Origin of the sequence: Extensimonas soli, from assembly GCF_029211265.1 — a bacterium.
Taxonomy (GTDB): Bacteria; Pseudomonadota; Gammaproteobacteria; order Burkholderiales; family Burkholderiaceae_C; genus Extensimonas; species Extensimonas soli.
This window is the reverse complement of sequence record NZ_JARGEL010000030.1, coordinates 17,778-38,519: the sequence shown is the minus strand read 5'-3', so window position 1 is coordinate 38,519 and position 20,742 is coordinate 17,778. Positions and strand designations below refer to the sequence as shown.

The following is a 20,742-nucleotide window of genomic DNA, read 5'->3' as shown; positions in this document are numbered from 1 at the left end:
TATCAAATCGAGAAATCCGCACCACGCTCCGGCCCCTGCTGCGCCTGCACCTGCGCACGCACGGTGTGCTCGAAGTCCTGCACAGGCATGGGGCGACCCAGCAGGTAACCCTGCCAGCTGTGGCACTGATGGCGCTCCAGAAAGGCGCGCTGCGCTTCGCTTTCCACCCCCTCGGCCATCACGCTCAGGCCCAGGCTCGCGCCCAGGGCCACGATGGTGCGCGCAATCGCCGCGTCGTTCGGGTCGGTGAGCACGTCGCGCACGAAGCTCTGGTCGATCTTGAGCTGGTCGAACGGCAGGCGCTTGAGGTAGGCGAGCGACGAATACCCCGTGCCGAAGTCGTCGAGCGCAAAGCCCACGCCGTAGCGCTTGAGCTCGCCCATCTTGGCAATGGTGGCTTCGGTGTCTTCGAGCAGCAGCCCCTCCGTCAACTCGAGCTTGAGACGGCGCGGGTCGGTGCCGTGGCTTGCCAATGCCGCCAGCACCTGCGCCACGAAGTCGGTTTGCCGGAACTGGCGCGGGCTCACGTTCACGGCCAGGGTGAGCTGCGCCAGCGCCGGCTCCTGCGCCCAGCGCACCAGCTGCGCGCAGGCCTGCTGCAGCACCCAGGTGCCCAGCGGCACGATCAAGCCCGACTGCTCGGCCAGCGGGATGAACTGCGCGGGCGAGACGAAACCATCGCGCGGATGCAGCCAGCGCAGCAGCGCCTCGGCCCCGACAATGCGCTCACGCTCCCACTGCGGCTGGTAGTAGAGCACGAACTGGCCATCGGCCAAAGCCGAGCGCATGTCGGCCTCGAGCGCGGCACGGGCCGTGACCGAGGCTTGCATGGCAGGCTCATAAAAACAGAGCGTGTCCCGCCCGGCCGCCTTGGCCTGGTACATGGCAAGGTCGGCACGCTTGAGCAGCTCATTGACGGTTTCTGCGGCATCCTGGCCGCTGAACACCGTGATGCCCATGCTGATCGAACTGTGGTGCATCTCGCCATCGAGATCGAAAGGCTTGCGCAGCGCAGCGAGGATTTTTTCGCCCACCTCGCCGCTGCATGCCGCAGCCTCACTGGCCGTGTCACCGAGGTCCTCCAGCAGCACGGCGAACTCGTCGCCCCCGAGGCGCGCCAAGGTGTCGTCGGCACGCACGACCTCGCGCAGACGCTGCGCGACCTGGCGCAGCAGCGCGTCACCTTTTTCGTGTCCCTTGGTTTCGTTGATCGTCTTGAAGTCGTCGATGTCGAGCAGCAGCAGCGCGCCCAGCGCACCATGGCGGGAAGCAGTCACAAGCGCCTGCTGCAGCCGGTCGCGCAGCAGGCGGCGATTGGGCAGCTGCGTGAGCAGGTCGTAAAAGGCCAGGTTGTGGATTTCTTCTGCTGCGGCCCTGCGCTCGCTCAGGTCGAGCATGGACACCAACATGCGCTCTTCCAGCGGCACCCCCGTGACTTCGACCGGGCGCTGACGGCCGTCCTTGCAATGGATCAGGTACTCTGCCCCGGCGATGATGCCATCGCTCGTTGCGGCCACATGCGCGAGCTGCTGCCACAGTTCCTGGTAATGGGCACGCTGGGCCAGGTCAGGGTAGGCATGCTCCCACCAGGCGGCTAGCGTGGGCACCTCTTGCTCGGTGTAACCGCTGATGCGCACGAACTCCTCGTTGCGGTAGCTCAGGCGCCCATCGGCTTCCAGCAAACACACGCCCACAGGCAGGCGCTGCAGCACCATGCGCAGGCGGCTTTCGCTCTCGCGCAGAGCTTGCTCCATCTGCTTGCGCTGCGTGATGTCCTGCACCACGGCCACGTGGTAGTCGGGCGTGGCGCCCTGCTCCCACAGTGCTGAAACGCTCAGGTCCACCCAAATTTCGCGTCCGCTTTTATGGAAATAGCGCTTTTCCATGCGGAATTCGCTGATTTCACCGGCGTGCAGACGCCGCATCTGCGCCAAGTCCTGCGCCAGCTCGTCGGGGTGGCTGATGCGCGCAAAGTCGAGTTGCAACAGCTCTTGCATCGGGTAACCGACGATGTCGCAAAAGCGCTGGTTCACGCGCTCGAAACGGCCCGTGCGCGTATCGGTGAGGTTGATCCCCACGGCGGCCTGGTCGAACAAGCGCAAAAAGCGCTGCTCGCTCGCTTGCAAGGCAGCTTCGGAATCACGCACCTGCAGATGCTGGCGCCACAGCAGAACCACCAGCACCGCAAGCATCAGAGACAGCGCGACAACGGCGCCGCTGTTCAGCCAGTAGCCCAGGGCCCCACCGGCCAAGGCCACGAGCAGGCCTGGCAGCAAACCCGGCCACAAGCGCTCCAGACTGGCACCCCAGTCTTTGAAATACCTGTGACCGAACCTGGCCCGAGGTGAATTAGCCATACGCCCCAACGGCTACCTTGTTTGCAACAAAAAAAGTTTCGACATTTTTGGCGTGACGCACCAAAAACGAAGCCCCGGCAGAGATACATGCCGGGGCTTTGCGCAAGCCGCACCGGGTGCGGCTGCTTGGCCCTTACATATTGTCGATCATCACTTGCCCAAAGCCCGAGCAGCTGACCTGCGTTGCGCCTTCCATGAGGCGCGCGAAGTCGTAGGTCACTTTCTTGCTCAGGATGGCCTTCTTCATCGAAGCGATGATGACGTCCGCCGCCTCGACCCAGCCCATGTGGCGCAGCATCATCTCGGCCGAGAGGATTTCCGAGCCGGGGTTCACGTAGTCCTTGCCCGCATACTTGGGCGCAGTGCCGTGCGTGGCCTCGAACATGGCGACCGAATCCGACAGGTTCGCGCCAGGGGCGATGCCTATGCCGCCCACCTGCGCGGCAAGCGCGTCGGAGACGTAGTCGCCGTTGAGGTTCAGCGTGGCGATCACCGAGTATTCGGCCGGGCGCAGCAGGATTTGCTGCAGAAAGGCGTCGGCGATGCTGTCCTTGATGGTGATTTCCTTGCCCGTCCGCGGGTTCTTGAACTTCATCCACGGGCCGCCGTCGATCAGTTCAGCGCCGAACTCGCGCGCCGCGAGCGCATAGGCCCAGTCGCGGAAGCCCCCTTCGGTGAACTTCATGATGTTGCCCTTGTGCACGATGGTCACGCTGGGCTTGTCGTTGTCGATCGCGTACTGCACAGCCTTGCGCATCAGGCGCTCCGTGCCCTCGCGCGAGACAGGCTTGATGCCAATGCCCGAGGTCGCGGGAAAGCGGATTTTCTTCACGCCGAATTCTTCTTGCAGGATTTTGATGAGCTTCTTGGCCTTGTCAGACTCGGCCTCGAACTCGATGCCGGCGTAGATGTCTTCGGAGTTCTCGCGGAAGATCACCATGTCGGTCTTGTGCGGCTCTTTCACAGGCGAGGGCACGCCGTCGAAATACTGAATCGGGCGCAGACACACGTACAAGTCGAGCTCCTGGCGCAACGCCACGTTGAGCGAGCGGATGCCGCCGCCCACGGGCGTGGTCAGCGGGCCTTTGATAGAGACGACGTAGTCGCGCACGGCGTGCAGGGTTTCTTCGGGCAGCCACACGTCGGGGCCATAGACTTTGGTGGATTTTTCGCCGGCATAGACTTCCATCCACTGGATCTTGCGCTTGCCGCCATAGGCCTTGGCCACTGCGGCATCGACCACCTTGATCATCACCGGCGTGATGTCCACGCCCGTGCCGTCGCCTTCGATGAATGGAATGATGGGCTGGTCCGGCACATTGAGCGACATGTCGGCGTTGACGGTGATTTTTTGGCCCTGCGCGGGCACTTTGATGTGCTGGTAGCTGGTCATGAACGGGGTCTCCGTGAGAGTGCTGGAAAAGACGAGGGGATACCCTCTGGCCCGGGCATTCTACCGACAAAAAATTTTCAGCCAGCGCCGGTCAACGCCCTGGAAACTGCTATCGTTATAGCTGAGACCGCGCGGTGTTTCGCACGGTTTCACCCCTCGTAATTTTCCGTTCAATCTAGGATTTGGCATATATGAAAAAACTCCTCGCCCCCTTGATGGCCGCCGTGTTTGCTGCCGGTGCGTTCGCTCAAGCCCCCGCTGCTGCTCCTGCACCCGCTCCGGTTGCTCCTGCTGCCGCTCCCGCTGCAGACGCTGCTGCAGCACCCGCAAAGGCCCCCGCCAAGAAGGCCACCCACAAAAAGGCCAAGAAGCACGCCAAGAAGGCTGCTGCCAAGGCCTCCTGATCGGGCATTTTCCAGCGCTGGCAGCATGCCGGTGCTTGGCAAATCCCGCAAAATCGCCCTTTACGGGCGATTTTTTTTGGCTGGACCTTTCCGACCCCCTCCTCAGCTTCACCAACACGGATTCCCATGCCCACCCATCCCGCTTTTGCCATCCTCCTGCGTCGCCTGGTGTTCGTCGTTCTTTTCCTCGGCTCGGCCGCCGCGCGCGCGCAGACGCCGCAGCTCGATCTGCAGCATGTGGAACTGACGGCCGGCATGTACCGCATCGACGCACAGGTGGCGCTCACGCCCGAGCAGCGCGAGATCGGCCTGATGTGGCGCAAGCAGATGCCCACGCACGAAGGCATGCTGTTCGTCTTCGAACAGCCCGCGCAGCAGTGCTTCTGGATGAAGAACACGCTGCTGCCGCTCACGGCGGCTTTCGTGCGCGACGACGGCAGCATCGTCAACCTGGCCGACATGCAGCCGCAAACCACGAATTCGCATTGTTCAGCCGAGCCCGTGCGCTACGTGCTCGAGATGAACCAGGGCTGGTTCGCACGCCACGGCATCAAGCCGGGCTTCAAACTGGGCGGGGCGCCGTTCGCGCGACCCTGATTCCCCATGGCATTCGAACCAGAAAAAAACGGCCCGCAGGCCGTTTTTTGTTGGGGAGTGTGCAAAGCTCAGGCGAAATTTTCTTCCGCGAACTTCCAGTTGACGAGCTTGTCGAGGAAGGTCTCGACGAATTTTGGGCGCAGGTTGCGGTAGTCGATGTAGTAGGCGTGCTCCCACACGTCGACCGTGAGCAAGGCCTTGTCGGCCGTGGTCAGCGGCGTGCCGGCCGCGCCGGTGTTGACGATATCCACCGTGCCGTCGGGCTTTTTCACGAGCCAGGTCCAGCCCGAGCCAAAGTTGCCCACGGCCGACTTCACGAAAGCCTCTTTGAATGCCGCATACGAGCCGAACTTGGCGTTGATGGCCGCCGCGAGCGCGCCCGAGGGCTCACCGCCGCCCTGCGGCTTCATGCAGTTCCAGAAAAAAGTGTGGTTCCAGATTTGCGCTGCGTTGTTGTAGATGCCGCCGCTGGACTTCTTGATGATGTCCTCGAGCGCCATGTTCTCGAACTCGGTGCCTTTTTGCAGGTTGTTCAGGTTGACCACGTAGGCGTTGTGGTGCTTGCCATGGTGGTATTCGAGCGTTTCCTGGCTGTAGTGGGGAGCGAGCGAGTCGATGGGAAAAGGCAGCGGGGGCAGTTTGTGTTCCATGGTCGATTTCCTTTCGATGGAGTGGGTGGGCCCGGAACGGGCCGGGAGGCGCGGGCGAGCAGTGATTGTAGAAAGGAATCGGCAATCAGTGCGGCGGTGCGACCAAAAGGTCCAGCGTGCCGTCGGCCAGGCGCGCGCGCACGGCGTCGCCGGGGTGCGCGGCGTGCGCGCTCGTGAGCACGTGGCCGCGCGCGTCGCTCAGCAGCGCATAGCCGCGCTGCAGCACCTGCTGCGGGTCCAGCAGTTCCAGGCGCAGCGCGAGGCGCTCGAGGCGCTCGTGCTCGCGTGCGAGGCGCAGCCGTGTTTTTTGCCCAAGATCGGTCTCCAGCGCTTGTTGCATGTGCATGAGATGCTGCAAATGAAGGAGCATCGCATGGCGCAGGCGCTGCGCCTGCTGCGCAAGCCGCAGCTGCGCGCGTGCCGCGAAGGCCGAGGGCCGCCCCAGACGCGCCGCCGCCTGGTCGAGCCGCTGCCAGCGCGCGTCGAGCTGGCGTTGCACGGCGTCGGCCAGGCGCTGTTGCAGCAGGTCGAGCGCGCCCAGCCAGACCGAGCGCGGCTGCGCCACGAGCTCGGCCGCAGCCGTGGGCGTGGGCGCGCGCAGGTCGGCGCAAAAATCGGCGATCGTGAAGTCGGTCTCGTGCCCCACGCCACTGACCACGGGCACCGGGCTTTGCACGATGGTGCGCGCGAGCTGCTCGTCGTTGAAGGCCCAGAGGTCTTCGATCGCACCGCCGCCGCGCACGAGCAGGATCACGTCGATGGGCGGTGCGCCCGGCGGTATATTTACAGCCAAATCGGCCTCTTGTCGGCTTGCAGCCTGCGCAAGCAGATACAACTTTGAGAGCGCAGCAATGAGGGATGCCGGTGCCCCCGCGCCCTGCACGAGCGCAGGCACGAGCACCACGGGAATGTGCGGCACTCGGCGGCGCAGCGCGCTCACCACGTCGTGCAGCGCCGCCGCGCCCAGCGAAGTCACGACGCCTATGCCACGCGGCAGCAGCGGCAGCGGACGCTTGCGCGCGGCGTCGAACAGGCCCTCGGCTTCGAGCTTGGCCTTGAGGCGCAAAAACTGCTCGAACAGCGCGCCCTGTCCGGCGCGCTGCATGCTCTCGACGATGAGCTGCAGGTCGCCACGCGCCTCGTACACGCCCAGGCGCCCGCGCAGCTCGACCAGTTCGCCGTCGCGCGGCGCGAAGTCGAGCAGGCTCGCGGCGCGGCGAAACATGGCGCAACGCAGCTGGCCCTGCGTGTCCTTGATGGCAAAGTAGCAATGCCCGCTCGCGGCGCGCGCAAAGCCGCTGATCTCGCCGCGCACCGCGACCGGGTTGAAGCGCGCCTCGAGCGCGTCGGCCACGGCGCGGCACAAGGCCCCGACCTCCCAGACCCGCGCCGCGCCGTCCGCCGCGAAAAGCTCAGGCATGGCACACCCCAGCATCGACGCAAACCGACGCGCGGAAGCCAAAATACGCACTATTCCACAGCACAGCGTGCCCGGCAGCTGCGAATTGCAGAGCAGCACCCAACCCTGGAAAGCCGCGAGAACACGTGCAACCCATTGATTTATAAGCGATATTTACTGCGTAATTTTTCATCATTCTGATCGACGCATGGCACGGCGCGGGCTTTTGGGTGCTCTCCAGGGCTTTACCCACAAAGTTATCCACAGAAACTGTGGGTGACCGGAAAGCCGTCAAACGCGAGGCATCGTCAACTTGTTCGAATGGGGAGCGGCCAGCGCACGGGCCATGGCCCCCTGCGGGCTGGCCATCCTGCTGCGCCATAATCGCCGCCTGCCCTGATGCACGTGGAGAGAGAATTGCTGTCGATCATACAAGCCGCTGGCTGGCCCATCTGGCCGCTCATCATCTGCTCCATCCTCGCGCTGGCGCTGATCGTGGAGCGCTTCGTGGCCCTCAAAACCGCGCGCGTCGCCCCGCCCAAACTGCTCGACGAAGCCATTGCCGTCTCGGCCAAAAGTGTGCCCGCCCCCGACGTGGTGAACCAGCTCGCACACAACTCGGCGCTCGGTGAAGTGCTCGCGAGCGGCTTGCGCGTGCTGTTGAGCAACCCGCGCGCAGGCGAGACGGAACTGCGCGCCGCGATGGAAGGCGCGGGCCGCGCGGTGGCGCACCGGCTCGAAAAATACCTGAACGCACTCGCCACCATCGCCTCGGCCGCGCCGCTGCTGGGGCTGCTCGGCACGGTGATCGGCATGATCGAGATTTTTGGCTCTCAGGCTGGCGCAGGCGCTGCGGGTGGCGGCATGGGTTCGAGCAACCCGGTGCTGCTCGCGCATGGCATTTCCACGGCGCTCTACAACACGGCCTTTGGGCTCATCGTGGCCATTCCGTCGCTGATTTTCTGGCGCTATTTCCGCGGCCGCGTCGATGCCTACATCCTGCAGATGGAGCTTGCGTCCGAGCAGTTTCTGCGCCATCTGCTGCGCCGCAACGCGCACTGACAAGCCCCGCGCACTGAAAAGCCCTGCGAGCTGCCGGCCATGAACTTCCGCCCCCGCCCCAAGGACGAGCCCGAGATCAACCTGATCCCGTTCATCGACGTGCTGCTGGTGATCCTCATCTTTTTGATGCTCACCACCACCTACAGCAAGTTCACCGAACTGCAACTGACCCTGCCCGTGGCCGACGCCGAACAACAACGCGACCGTCCGCGCGAGATCATCGTCGCCGTGGCCGCCGATGGGCGCTATGCCGTGAACAAGACGGCCGTGGACGGCAAGAGCGTGGACGCGGTCGCCGCAGCACTCGCGCAGGCGGCAAATGCGCAAGCTGCAGCCGTCGGGCGCGACAGCGTGCTCGTAATCAGCGCCGACGCCACCGCGCCGCACCAGGCCGTAATCAGCGTGATGGAAGCCGCGCGGCGCGTGGGCCTGTCGCAGATCACCTTCGCCACGCAACCCTCGGCCGCGGCGCGCTGAGCGCTGCGCCCGTTGCTGGCGCGCGCCTTCGCTCGCCCCAGGCATGCCAAGTCCCTCCTTCCAACGCCCCCCGCTTGCCACGCACCTGCGCCGCATCTGGTTGCGGCGCGGCTGGGCGGCCTGGGCCTTGTGGCCGCTGTCGCTGCTCTACGGCGCGCTCGTGCGGCTGCGCCGGGCGCTGTACCGCAGTGGAGCGCTCGCCCCGGCGCATCCCGGCTGCCCCGTGATCGTCGTGGGCAACGTGATCGCCGGCGGCGCGGGCAAGACCCCCGCGGTCATGGCCCTGCTCCAGCATTTGCAGGCCCAGGGCTGGCGCCCCGGCGTGGTCGCGCGCGGCTACGGGCGCAGCGCTGGCCGTGGCGAAGGCGACTGCCGCGCCGTCACGCCCGCAAGCAGCGCCGCCGAGGTCGGCGACGAGCCGCTGTTGCTCGCACGCCGCTGCGGCGTGCCGGTGTTCGTGGCGCGCCGGCGTGTCGAGGCGGCGCGTGCGCTGCGCGCCCAGCATCCCGAGGTCAACCTGATCGTCTGCGACGACGGCCTGCAGCACCTGGCGCTGGCGCGCGACCTGGAAATCTGCGTGTTCAACGAAGAAGGCGTGGGCAACGGCTTTTTGCTGCCCGCCGGCCCCTTGCGCGAGCCCTGGCCGCGCCCGGTCGATGCGGTGCTGTACGCAGGCACACCGCCACACAGCACTGCACCCGGCACCGCCCCCGCCTTTGCGCTGCAACGCCGGCTCGCACGCTGCGCGCTGCGCGCCGACGGCAGCACGGTGCCGCTGGCGAGCCTGCGCGGCCAGGTCCTGCATGCCGTCGCCGCGATTGCCCGCCCGGAACGCTTTTTCGCCATGCTGCGTGCCCAGGGGCTGACGCTCGCACGCACCGAGTCCCTGCCAGATCACTACGATTACGAGAGCTGGCAGTGCACGCCAGACAATGGCTACACCTTGATTTGTACCGAAAAAGACGCGGTCAAACTCTGGCCCCGCTACCCCGAGGTTTTGGCCGTGCCGCTCGAGCTCGACCTGCCGTCCGCGTTTTTTGCGCTGCTCGACGCGCGCCTTGCGCCATCGCTACGGGTGCGGGAAGGGGCACAATCCGCGCCACAGAGCCCACCTCCATCGCATCCATGACCTCCACCATAGCCCCCCCGCCCCCGCCCGCCAGCCCCATGGACTCCAGACTGCTCGAACTGCTGGTCTGCCCCGTCACCAAAGGCCCGCTGAGCTACGACCGCGAACGCCAGGAGCTGGTTTCGCACAGCGCGCGCCTGGCCTACCCCGTGCGCGACGGCATTCCCGTGCTGCTCGAAGCCGAAGCGCGCACGCTCAGCGACGAGGAGCTGCAGCGGTGAACGCAGCTACGGCCCCTGCCCGGCCAGCCACTTCTGCCACTTCTGCAACCTCGCCCTTCACCGTACTGATCCCGGCGCGCCTTGCGTCCAGCCGTCTGCCCAACAAACCGCTGGCCGACATCGCGGGTCTGCCCATGGTGGTGCGTGTGGCGCGGCGCGCGGCGCAAAGCGTCGCCACGCGCGTGGTCGTGGCGGCCGACGACGAGGCCATCGTGCAGGCCTGCGCGGCGCACGGCGTCGAGGCCGTGCTGACGCACCCCGCGCACCCGAGCGGCAGCGACCGCCTGGCCGAAGCCTGCGCCCTGCTCGGTCTGGACGGCGAGCACATCGTCGTCAACGTGCAGGGCGACGAGCCGCTGATCCCGCCCGCGCTCATAGCCGCCGTGGCCGCGCTGCTGCCCGCGCACCCCGAGGCGAGCATGGGCACGGCCGCGCATGCGATCACCAGCCTGGATGACTACCTGAGCCCGCACGTGGTCAAGGTGGTGCTCGATGCGCGCGGCCTCGCGCATTACTTCAGCCGCGCCCCGATCCCGTACGCGCGCGACCACGCGGGCACGGCCTGGTGGCAGACCACTTCCAGCACTACTGCAAATGCCGCAGCGCATGCGCTGCCTGCGGGCTTTGCACCCTTGCGCCACATCGGCATCTACAGCTACCGCGCGGGCTTTTTGCGCCAGTTCCCCACGCTGGCGCCCGCGCCGACCGAGCAGGTCGAGGCGCTCGAGCAGCTGCGCGCGCTCTGGCACGGCCACCGCATCGCCGTGCACCTCAGCACCGACGCACCCGCCGCGGGGGTCGATACCCCCGCCGATCTGCAGCGGGTGCGCGCCTTGCTCGGCTGATGCCGCCCACAGCGTGGCGGCGCCATGCCATGCTATCCTCGAAGGCAAACGACATCCGATTGACATTTTCGAGGAACTCCAACCCATGCGACTGATCCTGCTCGGCCCGCCCGGCGCCGGAAAAGGCACCCAGGCCACCTTCATTTGCCAAAAATACGGCATTCCGCAAATTTCCACGGGTGACATGCTGCGCGCCGCCGTCAAAGCCGGCACGCCGCTGGGTCTGCAGGCCAAAGCCGTGATGGATTCGGGCGGCCTGGTCAACGACGACATCATCATCGGCCTGGTCAAGGAACGCATCGCCCAGCCCGATTGCGCCAAGGGGTTTTTGTTCGACGGCTTTCCACGCACGATTGCACAGGCCGACGCCCTCAAGGCCGCAGGCGTCAAGATCGACTACGTGCTCGAAATCGACGTGCCCTTCGACGCCATCATCGAGCGCATGAGCGGCCGCCGTTCACACCCCGCGAGCGGTCGCACTTACCACATCAAGTTCAACCCGCCCAAGGTTCCCGGCAAGGACGACGTCACCGGCGAAGACCTGGTGCAGCGCGACGACGACAAGGAAGAAACCGTGCGCAAGCGCTTGCAAGTCTATAGCGAACAGACGCGCCCCCTGGTCGACTACTACCGCCGCTGGGCCGAGCAGGATGCGGCCAACGCCCCCCAATACCGCGTCATCAACGGCCTGGGCAGCGTGGAGGAAATCACCGCGCGCGTGCTGCAGGCGTTGGCAGGCTGAGAAGCTGAGCACTACGCGTTCTTTCCCTCTCCACGAAAGGCCCCCTGCGGGCCTTTCGTTTTTTTGGTCGCGCGCTGCAGTGCGCTGAGGGCTTCACTGCAGCAAATCGAGCAGCAGCGTAATACGCGCCTTGACCGGCGAGAGGCCAGTCGCGGCGGGCAGCGCGTCGCTCGGCCGCGGCAACAGTTGCCCCTCGTTGCAACGCGTCGCACGCAGCACGCGCACGCCCGCGGCCTGTGCGCGCAACAGCGCCGCTTCGAGCGCCGCATGCACCGTGCCATTGCCCGTTGCCGCCACCACCAGTCCGTGCACACCGTCTTGCACCAGCGCCTCGACGATGGCGCCACTCGCTCCCGCATGGCTGAACACCAATTCGACACGCGGCCACGTGCCGCCACGAACTACTTTTTCGATAGCTTCTTGTGCTTGATGCACCTGCGTTTGCGGCCAATTGTGCGCCAAACGCACGACACCCTCCTCGACCCAGCCGAGCGGGCCGACGTCTGCTGAACTGAACGCATCGAGACGGTAAGGGTGCACCTTTTGCACCCATTGCGCCGCGTGGATCACGCCCGCCGCCACGACCACCACCCCTTGCGCGCCCGGCGTGCGCGCCACGGCCACGGCGTCCAGCAGGTTCTGCGGACCATCGGGGAAAGGCGCCGTCGCGGGCCGCATTGCGCAGGTCAGCACCACGGGCTTGTGCGCTGCCAGAACCTGGTGCAAAAACCACGCCGTTTCTTCGATGGTGTCCGTGCCGTGCGTGATCACCACGCCGCGCACCAGCGGGTCGGCCAGCAGCTCGGCGCAGCGCAGCGCCAGGCGGCGCCAGGTGTCCACGTCCATGTCCTTGCTGTCGAGCTGCGCGATCTGTTCCGCCTCCAGCGCGCAGCCTGCCGCCTCACGCACGCCCGGCACCGCGGCCAGCAGCTGCGCGATGCCCCATTGCGCCGCGCGGTAATCCAGACCACCCGCACCTACACCTGCGCCTGCCGTCCCCGCAATGGTGCCTCCCGTGCCCAACACGACAATTTTTTCCGCTCCCACTTGCGCACTCCAAAAAACTGTTGAAAAATACAGCTACTGTATAAACATACAAATTGATCTTGCCGCCGGGGCCCTGCTTACAGTCTCGGTCTTCTTCCAGCCTTCTTCCAGCCCTCTTCGTGTGGAGCCCTCCATGTCCGATCAGCCCAAACTCACCGCGCGCCAGCAGCAAATTCTCGACCTGATCCAAAACACCATGGCGCGCACCGGTGCGCCACCCACGCGCGCCGAAATCGCCACAGAACTGGGCTTCAAGTCCGCCAACGCCGCCGAAGAGCACCTGCAGGCGCTGGCACGCAAGGGCGCGATCGAACTCGTCAGCGGCACCTCGCGCGGCATCCGCCTGCGCAGCGAGGCCCTGCGCCACCTCAACGCCGCACGTGACAAGCAGTTCAGCCTGCCGATCGCAGAACTCGCGCAGCTCGTACTGCCGCTGGTCGGCCGCGTCGCCGCTGGCTCGCCGATTCTGGCGCAAGAGCACATCGACCGCACGTACGCGGTGGAGCCCACACTGTTCGCACGCAAGCCCGACTACCTGCTCAAAGTGCGCGGCATGTCCATGCGTGACGCAGGCATCCTCGACGGCGACCTGCTCGCCGTCCAGGCCACGCGCGACGTGCGCAACGGCCAGATCATCGTCGCGCGCCTGGGCGACGAGGTCACCGTCAAACGTCTGCGCCGCAGTGCCGACATGGTCGAACTGCTCCCTGAAAACCCCGACTACCCCATCATCACCGTCCAGCCCGGAGAACCTTTCGACGTCGAAGGCCTGGCCGTGGGGCTGATACGCAACAGCTTGCTCATGTAGCGCCGATTTTGCCGGCACCCCTCAGGTGGCGGGCGTCTGGCAAACGGTGGGGTTGCACACCAGTCATTTGCACACACCCCATCGACTTTGCCGACCCTGGAGGGCCGCATCGCGCCTCTTGCAATCCTGCCTGTGTCCAACCTCTTTCATGGAGTTTCACATGGGAATCGCCCTGCTCACCCTCGCCGCCCTGACCGAACACCTGTATGGGCTGCAAAAACGACTGCGCACCCGCAGTTTGGCGCGCACCTTGCCGCGCCCGCCTGGCTTGCCCGTCCCAGCACACCCGCACCAGCAGGCCTACCGCGTCCGGTTTTCCGTTCCGCTCGGCCGCCGCAGCATGCCGCCCCAGCCAGGCTGCACGCCACGAACATCTACGCCCCGTGCACGAAGCAGCGCTGGCGCTACCACGCCACAAAGCGTGCGCATTTTTCGCCCCGCAGCGTGCACTGAAAACGAAACCCGCATAGCCATTTCCGGACGCATGGCGGACGTCTGCGCGACGCTCGAACGCCTGGCTGCCAGCGAGCGGTGTTGACGCCGACCGAAAACTGAGCCATTTTTTGGCGTGATGCCGACGCAAATTTGAGCCAGATGTTTTACACCTGAGCAACATCGACCGCCAGAGTGGGTTTGCTGCCGGGGCTGAGACTGGATTACCGAAATCGTCTTACATCCGCCCTTACATCGGACGGAAAAGAAAAAACCACGCTATCCATTAGATAGCGTGGTTCCCTTTGTTTGTTTGGGGTGGCTGATGGGACTCGAACCCACGACGACAGGAATCACAATCCTGGACTCTACCAACTGAGCTACAGCCACCGTAGCCGCGCATTATAGCCCGCCGCGAGCGCCATGGCCGGATTGCGGCGGCGTTTCCTGCGAATTTTCAGCCCTGCGGGAGCGGCTCGGGGCGCGGCGCCTTGATCTGTACCTTGAATTTGGCCTTGAGCCATTCGTAGTAGGCCATGCCTTCGGCGCTGCCCCACCACTGGGTGAATTGCGCGAGGCGTTGGCGTACGGCTTGCTCATTGGCGGGCTCGGGAGGCTTGACCGCGTTGATTTTGACGATCGCGTAGCCTTGCGCACCCAGAGCCACACCGACCCACGCCGGCAAGGATTCGGCAGGCGCGCGGAATACGGCGTCAACGATGGCCCGCGGCTGGTTTTGCGGCTGCTCGCGCGACAGCAGCAGGGCGGCGCTCAGACCCGTGGCGCTGTCGGGCTTGGCCTTCCAGGCGGCAAGCCGTGCCTCGCCTTCCTTGCGCGCGAGTTCGGCCGCTTTGTCGGCGACGTAGAGTTTTTGCACCTGGGCGCGCACCTGCTCGAAAGGCAAGGTCTGCGCAGGTGTGTACGCCTGAATGCGGCCCGCAGCGAGTTGGTTCGGGCCGACTTCTATGGCTTCGGTGTTGTGCTTTTTCTCGATAGCGTCCGCAGAGAACAAGGCCGCGAGGAACTTGGCGTTCGCGAGCGGTCCGTTCGCGCCCGCAGCGGGGATGCGGCCCAGGCCCGTGGCCGTCTGGATCTTGAGTTTGAGCTTGTCGGCCACGGCTTGCAGGCTGTCGGGCTGTTCATAGACGGTGTTGCTGAAGGTCTCGGCCACTTCGGCGAATTTGCGCTGGGCTTGCTGCTGGCGCAGTTCGGCTTCCAGCTTGGGGCGCAATTCCTCGAAGCTCGGCACCTTGGCGGGTTTGATGTCGGTAAGCTCGATGATGTGGTAGCCGAAGTCGGACTCAACGACACCGCTGAGCTCGCCTTTTTTGAGCGCAAACACCGCGTCTTCAAAGGGCTTGACCATGGCGCCACGCGCAAAAAAGCCCAGATCGCCATCATGGGTCGCGGAGCTCTTGTCGTCGGAGAATTTTTTTGCCAGTTCGCCAAAACTTGCGGGACTCTTGCGCACCTGGGCGAGCAATTCCTCGGCGCGGGCCTTGGCTTTGGCGCGCTCGGCCGCAGGCGTGTCCTTGGGTGCCTGGATCAGGATATGGCGCGCGCGGCGCTCTTCCTTGCTGCCCAGGCGCGCCAGGTTTTCCTGGTAATAGCTACGCAGATCGTCTTCGCTCACGCTGATGCCGGCGGCCACGCTGTCGAGGTCGAGCACCACGTATTCCACGCTGGCCTGCTCTGGCTGCTGGAATTGGCCGCTATTGGTTTTGTAGTAAGTCTGCAAGTCGGCGTCGCTGGGCATAACGCGGCTGGCGAAATCGGTGGCGTCGAGGTGCGCGATTTGCACTTCGCGGCGCTGCAGGAGTGCGTCGAGCGCGGGTTTGGCCTGCGCGGGCGTGGCAAAGGCCGAGCCCATGACGCCGGCCATCACCTGGTTGACCGAGAGGTCGCGCCGCACCATGGCTTCGAAACCCTCGGGCGTCATGCCTTGCGCGCCGACCAGGGCGCGGTAGGCGGCGGCATCCAGGCTGCCGTCGGGGCGCTTGAGCGCGGCGATCGCGGGGATTTCCTGCAGGCTGCGCGCAAGGCGGCTGTCGCTCGCGACGAGGTGCATTTTTTGCGCGGCGGCCTGCAGCACGCGCTCGCGCACGAGGCGCTCTAGCGTGGCGTAGCGCGCCTGCGGTGAGTCGAGCAGTTTGGGGTCAATCGATGGGGCCTGCGCGCGGATGCGGTCCGTTTCGATCTTGTGCGCGTTATCCCAGTCGGCCTGCGTGATGTCGTGGCCATCGACGCGCGCGACCACGGGGCTTTTTTCGGAAAAATAGTTGCGGTTGATGCCCACCAGCACGAACGAGGGAATGATCAGCAGGAACAGCAAGAGCATCACGATTTTGGAGTGCTTGCGGATGGCTTCTAGCATGATCGATCTTTCCTGGGGGCGCAGCTTTGGGCCAGTGGGGCCGGGGGCCTGCGCACTGTGCTGTATAGGCGTAGGGGAGCGGGAGAAAACGAAAGGCGAACCCGTGTTCGCCTTTTGCCTGAGGTGGGAAATGCTGGGGGGTTGAAGTGGTGGGTGCTGACGGGCTCGAACCGCCGACCTACGCCTTGTAAGGGCGCCGCTCTACCAACTGAGCTAAGCACCCCACTTGAACCTTGAATCCTTGTGCGCCATGAATGCGCCGGGTGACGAACCGTGGCAGTCAGTTGATGGCGTCCTTCAACGCCTTGCCTGCGCGGAACTTGGGAACCTTGGCAGCCTTGATTTTAATCTCAGCGCCGGTGCGCGGATTGCGCCCCACGCGCGCGGCGCGTTTGCCCACGGAGAACGTGCCAAACCCGACCAGAGACACCGCGCCGCCTTTTTTCAGCGTTTGTTTGACGGCTTCGACCGCCGACTCGAGCGCACGGGTGGCTGCGGCCTTGGAAATATCGGCATCGTTGGCGATGTGATCAATCAGTTCGGTTTTGTTCACGAAAAACCTCTTGCAGAAGATGGGGGAAATGTCCTGTAGCAGGGGAAGCACCCGGGGTTCGCACAAAGTGCTTGCACCACAGGGAAGCCGCCCAGACCATCCGACAGCGCATACCGTATCGGATTAAAGCCAGCGATCCGCCCAGTGTCAATCACCGGCCACGGGCCCGGCTTCACGCGCATTGCTTGCGGGCATGGGGCGCGATTTTAGTCGCATTTACGGCGGCAAAACGCTGCAGCGGCGTGGCCCGCCGCGGGGCCGCGCAGGGGTAAACCCGGATGGACACTCAAGAAGCAAGCTGCTCGGCGATCGCACGGCCCAGGTCTTGCGTGCGGTCTTTGCCGCCGAGGTCGGGCGTGCGCGGGCCGCCGCTGTGCGGGGCTAGCACGGCCTCGATGGCGGCGAGGATGGCATCGTGCGCGGCGCGGTAGCCGAGAAAGTCGAGCATGAGCGCGCCGCTCCAGATCTGCCCGATCGGGTTTGCGATGCCCTTGCCCGCGATGTCGGGCGCCGAGCCGTGCACGGGCTCGAACAGCGAGGGCGCGGCGCGCGTGGGGTTGAGGTTGGCGCTGGGCGCGATGCCTATGGTGCCGGTGCAGGCCGGCCCGAGGTCGGAAAGGATGTCGCCAAACAGGTTGCTCGCCACGACCACGTCGAAAAAGTCGGGCCGCTGCACGAAGTGCGCGGTCAGGATGTCGATGTGGAATTTGTCCACGCGCACGTCGGGGTAGGCCTTGGCCATTTCGGCCACGCGCTCGTCCCAGTAGGGCATGGTGATGGCGATGCCGTTGGACTTGGTGGCGCTGGTCAGGTGCTTTTTCGGGCGCGATTGCGCGAGCTCGAACGCAAAGCGCAGCACACGATCGACGCCGAAGCGGCTCATCACGCTCTCCTGCATGACGATTTCGCGCTCGGTGCCCTCGAACATGCGCCCGCCTATGCTCGAATATTCGCCCTCGGTGTTTTCGCGCACGATGAGCATGTCGATCTCGCCCGGCAGGCGCGCACTGCCGTCGCGGCGCACCACAGGGGCGGTGATGCCGGGCATGAGGCGCGCGGGGCGCAGGTTGATGTATTGATCGAACTCGCGCCGAAACAGCAGCAGCGAGCCCCACAGCGAGATGTGGTCAGGGATTTTGTCGGGCCGGCCCACGGCGCCGAAGTAGATCGCCTCGTGGCCGCCGATTTGCGCCTTCCAGTCGCCGGGCAGCATCTGGCCGTGCTTTTCGTAATAGTCCCAGCTCGAAAAGTCAAAATGGTCGAAGCGCAGATCGATGCCGAACTTGCGCGCCGCCACGTCGAGCACGCGCAGGCCTTCGGGCATGACCTCTTTGCCTATGCCGTCGCCGGCGATCACGGCGATGCGATGGGTGGGCATTGATTACTCCTTGAAAGATAGCTGCTTGTGCAGGTCGGATAAGCACAAATCGGCAAAATAGCTTGAATTTTCAGTGCACCCGCGCGCGGATTTCTGGCAGGGCTTTTTGCAGGTAATAGACCATGGACCAGACCGTGAGCACGGCCGCAAGCCACAGCAGCCAGTGGCCCCACACGCGCGTGTCCAGGCCGCCGGGCAGCGTGCCGTCGTAGAGCAGAAACGGCAGCGCAACCATCTGCACGGCCGTCTTGGCCTTGCCCAGCATGTGCACGGCCACGCTCTTGCTCGCGCCGATCTGCGCCATCCATTCGCGCAGCGCCGAAATGGCGATCTCACGTCCGATGATGATGAGCGCGGCAAATACATCGGCGCGCTGCAGATGCACGAGCACGAGCAGCGCAGCGCAAACCAGGAATTTGTCCGCCACCGGGTCGAGAAACGCGCCAAACGCCGACACCTGTCCCAGTTTGCGCGCAAGGTAGCCGTCCAGCCAATCGGTGATGGCGAACACGATGAACAGCACGGTGGCGATGAGGTTGCGCGTGGCCGGCTCGAGGGGCACGTAAAAAACCCCCACGATCAAGGGAATCGCGACGATGCGCGTCCAGGTCATGAGGGTGGGCGTGGTCCAGAACATGGCGCCGATTGTGGCATGGCACCATGCCTGCCGCTGCCCGCGCATGGCGGGTTCGTTCACACAGTCTCAGCGCAGCGCGTGGTAAATCGTTTCGGCCAGCGCGCGCGAGATGCCCTCGACCGTGCACAGGTCTTCGACGCTGGCCTCGGCCACGCCGCGCACGCCGCCGAAGCGCTGCAGCAGGCGTGCGCGCTTTTTCGGGCCCACGCCGGGGATTTCTTCGAGCCGGCCGCCGCCCACACGCACCTTGGCGCGCGCGGCGCGCATGCCGGTGATGGCAAAGCGGTGCGCCTCGTCGCGGATTTGCGCCACCAGCAGCAGCGCCGCCGAATCGTGCCCGAGCGCGATCTTTTCGCGCCCGTCGGCAAACACGAGTTCCTCAAGGCCGACCTTGCGGCCCTCCCCCTTTTCGACGCCGACGATGCGCGCAATGTCTAGCCCCAGCGCAGTGAACACCTCGCGCGCGACGCCTACCTGGCCCTTGCCGCCGTCGATCAGCACCAGGTCGGGCAGCCGTGCGCGGGTTTTGCCGGGCGCCCCGCCCTGCTCCTTGCCCTGCTCCTTGCCCTGCTCCTTGCCCTGCTCCGGGTCCGGAGCGGCAGCATCCGCGCCCGCCGCACCTTCCGTCGCAGCCTGCGCCCCCACACGCACGGCTTCGGCGAGCCTGCCGTAGCGGCGCTGCAGCACCTGGCGCATGGCCGCGTAGTCGTCGCCGCCGGTGATGCCTTCGATGCGGTAGCGCCGGTATTCGCCAGGCTGCATCTTGTGGTGCTGGAACACCACGCACGACGCCTGCGTGGCCTCGCCCGCAGTGTGCGAGATGTCGAAACATTCGATCGTGAGCGCGTCGAGGTCCTGCACCGTGAGGTCCAGCGCCTCGGCGAGCGCGCGCGTGCGCGCCTGCTGCGAGCCTTCTTCGGCGAGCAGGCGCGCGAGCTGCAGGTCGGCATTTTTTTGCGCCATTTCGAGCCAGACGCGGCGCTGCTCGCGCGGCTGGTGCACGGCGTGCACGCGCGTGCCGCTTTGCTCGGCCAGCGCCTGCAAGAGCTGCGCCGAGACGGGCGCGCTGGTCACGAGCACGGGCGGTACGGGCACGCCCAGGTAGTGCTGGGCGATGAAGGCTTCGAGCACCTGCGCCTCGATGGTGCGCGCGGCGGCCAGCACCGCGCCGCCCTGCTCCACCTCGGCGGCTTGTGCTGAGGCTTCGACCGCATGCGCACCCTCCGCGGCATCCGCACCCTCCCCCGCTTCCTCGGCTTCGCCCGATGCCCACAACGCCGCGGCGTCTTCGACGTGCTGGGGAAAGTAGGCGCGGTCGCCCAGGTGGCGGCCGCCGCGCACCATGGCCAGGTTCACGCAGGCGCGCCCGCCCTGCACGCGCACGGCGAGGATGTCCACGTCCTGGTCGGGTGCCGTCTCCACGGCCTGCTGGTGCAGCACGCGCGCCAGGGCCGTGATCTGGTTGCGCAGTTCGGCAGCCTGCTCGAATTCGAGCTTGTCGGCGTGCGCGAGCATGCGCGCTTCGAGCTCCTGCAGCAATTCCTGCGTCTGGCCACGCAGCAGCGCCTCGGCGTGCTGCACGTCCTGCGCGTAGGCCGCGGGCGTGATCGCGCCCACGCAGGGGCCCGAGCAGCGCTTGATCTGGTAGAGCAGACAGGGTCGCGTGCGGTTGGCAAACACCGTGTCTTCGCAGGTGCGCAGGCGAAACACTTTTTGCAGCAGCTGGATCGTCTCTTTCACGGCCCAGCCGTTCGGGTAGGGGCCGAAGTAGCGGTGCTTTTTGTCGATCGCGCCGCGGTAGTACGCGAGGCGCGGAAACTGCTGCTCGGGCGCCTGCACCGGCCCGCCCGCCTCTGCCACGCCCGTGAGCTTCAAGAAAGGGTAGCTCTTGTCGTCGCGAAACAGGATGTTGTAGCGCGGGTGCTGCGTCTTGATGAGGTTGTTTTCGAGCAGCAGCGCCTCGGCCTCGGAGCGCACCACGGTCGTCTCCATGCGCACGATCTTGCCCACCATGTGGCCAATGCGCGTGCCGTCGTGGCTGCGACTGAAGTAGCTTGAAACGCGCTTTTTCAGGTTGCGCGCCTTGCCCACGTAGAGCAGCGCGCCGCTGGCGTCGAAGTAGCGGTACACGCCGGGCAGCTCGGGCAGGGCAGCGGCCTGGCTTTGCAGTTGCGTGAACAGTTCTTCGGCAGAGGTGGCAGAGGTGGCAGGCGCGGCAGACATGGGGGCGAAGGACG

19 protein-coding genes and 2 tRNA genes are annotated in these 20,742 nt (G+C 65.5%); 9 read left to right on the top strand and 12 right to left on the bottom strand.

Annotated elements, in window-relative coordinates:
• Positions 1–2: 2 nt before the first annotated feature.
• Together PYV55_RS14070 and icd are read right to left on the bottom strand one after the other, a co-directional pair.
• The gene (locus tag PYV55_RS14070) at positions 3–2,357 is read right to left on the bottom strand and encodes a putative bifunctional diguanylate cyclase/phosphodiesterase (RefSeq protein ID WP_275852391.1); all 2,355 of its coding nucleotides are present in this window, start codon (positions 2,355–2,357) and stop codon (positions 3–5) included.
• A gap of 133 nt (positions 2,358–2,490) precedes the next feature.
• The gene (gene icd, locus PYV55_RS14065) at positions 2,491–3,750 is read right to left on the bottom strand and encodes an NADP-dependent isocitrate dehydrogenase (RefSeq protein ID WP_275852389.1); all 1,260 of its coding nucleotides are present in this window, start codon (positions 3,748–3,750) and stop codon (positions 2,491–2,493) included.
• 191 nt (positions 3,751–3,941) lie between these two features.
• On the opposite strand from icd, the gene PYV55_RS14060 reads away from it, so the two are divergent.
• Both PYV55_RS14060 and PYV55_RS14055 read left to right on the top strand, forming a co-directional pair.
• A complete protein-coding gene (locus PYV55_RS14060; RefSeq protein ID WP_275852386.1) occupies positions 3,942–4,154 on the top strand; it encodes a hypothetical protein in 213 nt (70 codons plus the stop codon).
• Positions 4,155–4,280: 126 nt separating this feature from the next.
• Entirely contained in the window at positions 4,281–4,751 is a 471-nt protein-coding gene (locus PYV55_RS14055; RefSeq protein WP_275852383.1) for a DUF192 domain-containing protein, read from the top strand.
• Between the two features lie 68 nt (positions 4,752–4,819).
• Here the strand turns inward: PYV55_RS14055 and PYV55_RS14050 are convergent, their stop codons facing one another.
• Positions 4,820–5,401: a superoxide dismutase gene (locus PYV55_RS14050; RefSeq protein ID WP_275852381.1), complete on the bottom strand. Its 582-nt coding sequence runs from the start codon at positions 5,399–5,401 to the stop codon at positions 4,820–4,822.
• 85 nt (positions 5,402–5,486) lie between these two features.
• Positions 5,487–6,821, bottom strand: a complete 1,335-nt coding sequence (xseA, locus tag PYV55_RS14045) for an exodeoxyribonuclease VII large subunit (protein WP_275852377.1) — start codon at positions 6,819–6,821, stop codon at positions 5,487–5,489.
• Positions 6,822–7,217: 396 nt separating this feature from the next.
• Between xseA and PYV55_RS14040 the strand changes: the two genes are divergently transcribed.
• The 6 genes from PYV55_RS14040 to adk all read left to right on the top strand — a co-directional run bounded on the left by PYV55_RS14040 (position 7,218) and on the right by adk (position 11,276).
• Positions 7,218–7,862: a MotA/TolQ/ExbB proton channel family protein gene (locus PYV55_RS14040; RefSeq protein ID WP_275852374.1), complete on the top strand. Its 645-nt coding sequence runs from the start codon at positions 7,218–7,220 to the stop codon at positions 7,860–7,862.
• 39 nt (positions 7,863–7,901) lie between these two features.
• The gene (locus tag PYV55_RS14035) at positions 7,902–8,339 is read left to right on the top strand and encodes an ExbD/TolR family protein (protein WP_275852371.1); all 438 of its coding nucleotides are present in this window, start codon (positions 7,902–7,904) and stop codon (positions 8,337–8,339) included.
• Positions 8,340–8,382: 43 nt separating this feature from the next.
• Positions 8,383–9,468: a tetraacyldisaccharide 4'-kinase gene (gene lpxK / locus PYV55_RS14030; RefSeq protein ID WP_275852368.1), complete on the top strand. Its 1,086-nt coding sequence runs from the start codon at positions 8,383–8,385 to the stop codon at positions 9,466–9,468.
• Positions 9,469–9,506: 38 nt separating this feature from the next.
• The gene (locus PYV55_RS14025; RefSeq protein WP_275852365.1) at positions 9,507–9,689 is read left to right on the top strand and encodes a Trm112 family protein; all 183 of its coding nucleotides are present in this window, start codon (positions 9,507–9,509) and stop codon (positions 9,687–9,689) included.
• Positions 9,686–10,534 (top strand): 3-deoxy-manno-octulosonate cytidylyltransferase, encoded by an 849-nt coding sequence (gene kdsB, locus PYV55_RS14020; RefSeq protein WP_275852362.1) that lies wholly within the window; start codon positions 9,686–9,688, stop codon positions 10,532–10,534. The genes PYV55_RS14025 and kdsB overlap by 4 nt, the downstream gene beginning before the upstream one ends.
• An 85-nt stretch (positions 10,535–10,619) precedes the next feature.
• Positions 10,620–11,276, top strand: coding sequence for an adenylate kinase (adk, locus tag PYV55_RS14015; protein ID WP_275852359.1), 657 nt, complete (start codon positions 10,620–10,622; stop codon positions 11,274–11,276).
• Positions 11,277–11,369: 93 nt separating this feature from the next.
• Here adk and PYV55_RS14010 read toward each other — a convergent pair whose 3' ends face one another.
• Complete coding sequence (locus PYV55_RS14010; RefSeq protein ID WP_275852357.1) at positions 11,370–12,323, bottom strand: asparaginase; 954 nt, start codon at positions 12,321–12,323, stop codon at positions 11,370–11,372.
• 133 nt (positions 12,324–12,456) lie between these two features.
• Between PYV55_RS14010 and lexA the strand changes: the two genes are divergently transcribed.
• Entirely contained in the window at positions 12,457–13,131 is a 675-nt protein-coding gene (gene lexA, locus PYV55_RS14005; RefSeq protein WP_275852355.1) for a transcriptional repressor LexA, read from the top strand.
• Between the two features lie 746 nt (positions 13,132–13,877).
• Here the strand turns inward: lexA and PYV55_RS14000 are convergent.
• From PYV55_RS14000 to uvrC, 7 genes are all read right to left on the bottom strand, one after another.
• A tRNA-His gene (locus PYV55_RS14000) sits at positions 13,878–13,953 on the bottom strand.
• A gap of 67 nt (positions 13,954–14,020) precedes the next feature.
• Complete coding sequence (locus tag PYV55_RS13995) at positions 14,021–15,937, bottom strand: SurA N-terminal domain-containing protein (protein ID WP_275852353.1); 1,917 nt, start codon at positions 15,935–15,937, stop codon at positions 14,021–14,023.
• A gap of 147 nt (positions 15,938–16,084) precedes the next feature.
• Positions 16,085–16,160 (bottom strand) — tRNA-Val (locus PYV55_RS13990).
• A gap of 57 nt (positions 16,161–16,217) precedes the next feature.
• Positions 16,218–16,490: an HU family DNA-binding protein gene (locus tag PYV55_RS13985; RefSeq protein ID WP_275852351.1), complete on the bottom strand. Its 273-nt coding sequence runs from the start codon at positions 16,488–16,490 to the stop codon at positions 16,218–16,220.
• 286 nt (positions 16,491–16,776) lie between these two features.
• Complete coding sequence (locus PYV55_RS13980) at positions 16,777–17,868, bottom strand: tartrate dehydrogenase (RefSeq protein ID WP_275852349.1); 1,092 nt, start codon at positions 17,866–17,868, stop codon at positions 16,777–16,779.
• Positions 17,869–17,938: 70 nt separating this feature from the next.
• Positions 17,939–18,505 (bottom strand): CDP-diacylglycerol--glycerol-3-phosphate 3-phosphatidyltransferase, encoded by a 567-nt coding sequence (gene pgsA / locus PYV55_RS13975; protein WP_275852347.1) that lies wholly within the window; start codon positions 18,503–18,505, stop codon positions 17,939–17,941.
• 66 nt (positions 18,506–18,571) lie between these two features.
• Positions 18,572–20,728, bottom strand: coding sequence for an excinuclease ABC subunit UvrC (gene uvrC / locus PYV55_RS13970; RefSeq protein ID WP_275852345.1), 2,157 nt, complete (start codon positions 20,726–20,728; stop codon positions 18,572–18,574).
• Positions 20,729–20,742: the final 14 nt, after the last annotated feature.

Coding starts and splice junctions, on each gene's coding strand:
- xseA (WP_275852377.1), bottom strand. CDS start 6,821: ATGCCTGAGCTTTTCGCGGCGGACGGCGCGGCGCGGGTCTGGGAGGTC.
- PYV55_RS13980 (WP_275852349.1), bottom strand. CDS start 17,868: ATGCCCACCCATCGCATCGCCGTGATCGCCGGCGACGGCATAGGCAAA.
- icd (WP_275852389.1), bottom strand. CDS start 3,750: ATGACCAGCTACCAGCACATCAAAGTGCCCGCGCAGGGCCAAAAAATC.
- PYV55_RS14025 (WP_275852365.1), top strand. CDS start 9,507: ATGGACTCCAGACTGCTCGAACTGCTGGTCTGCCCCGTCACCAAAGGC.
- PYV55_RS13995 (WP_275852353.1), bottom strand. CDS start 15,937: ATGCTAGAAGCCATCCGCAAGCACTCCAAAATCGTGATGCTCTTGCTG.
- uvrC (WP_275852345.1), bottom strand. CDS start 20,728: ATGTCTGCCGCGCCTGCCACCTCTGCCACCTCTGCCGAAGAACTGTTC.
- PYV55_RS14035 (WP_275852371.1), top strand. CDS start 7,902: ATGAACTTCCGCCCCCGCCCCAAGGACGAGCCCGAGATCAACCTGATC.
- PYV55_RS14050 (WP_275852381.1), bottom strand. CDS start 5,401: ATGGAACACAAACTGCCCCCGCTGCCTTTTCCCATCGACTCGCTCGCT.
- PYV55_RS14055 (WP_275852383.1), top strand. CDS start 4,281: ATGCCCACCCATCCCGCTTTTGCCATCCTCCTGCGTCGCCTGGTGTTC.
- lexA (WP_275852355.1), top strand. CDS start 12,457: ATGTCCGATCAGCCCAAACTCACCGCGCGCCAGCAGCAAATTCTCGAC.
- PYV55_RS14070 (WP_275852391.1), bottom strand. CDS start 2,357: ATGGCTAATTCACCTCGGGCCAGGTTCGGTCACAGGTATTTCAAAGAC.
- PYV55_RS14060 (WP_275852386.1), top strand. CDS start 3,942: ATGAAAAAACTCCTCGCCCCCTTGATGGCCGCCGTGTTTGCTGCCGGT.
- adk (WP_275852359.1), top strand. CDS start 10,620: ATGCGACTGATCCTGCTCGGCCCGCCCGGCGCCGGAAAAGGCACCCAG.
- pgsA (WP_275852347.1), bottom strand. CDS start 18,505: ATGTTCTGGACCACGCCCACCCTCATGACCTGGACGCGCATCGTCGCG.
- lpxK (WP_275852368.1), top strand. CDS start 8,383: ATGCCAAGTCCCTCCTTCCAACGCCCCCCGCTTGCCACGCACCTGCGC.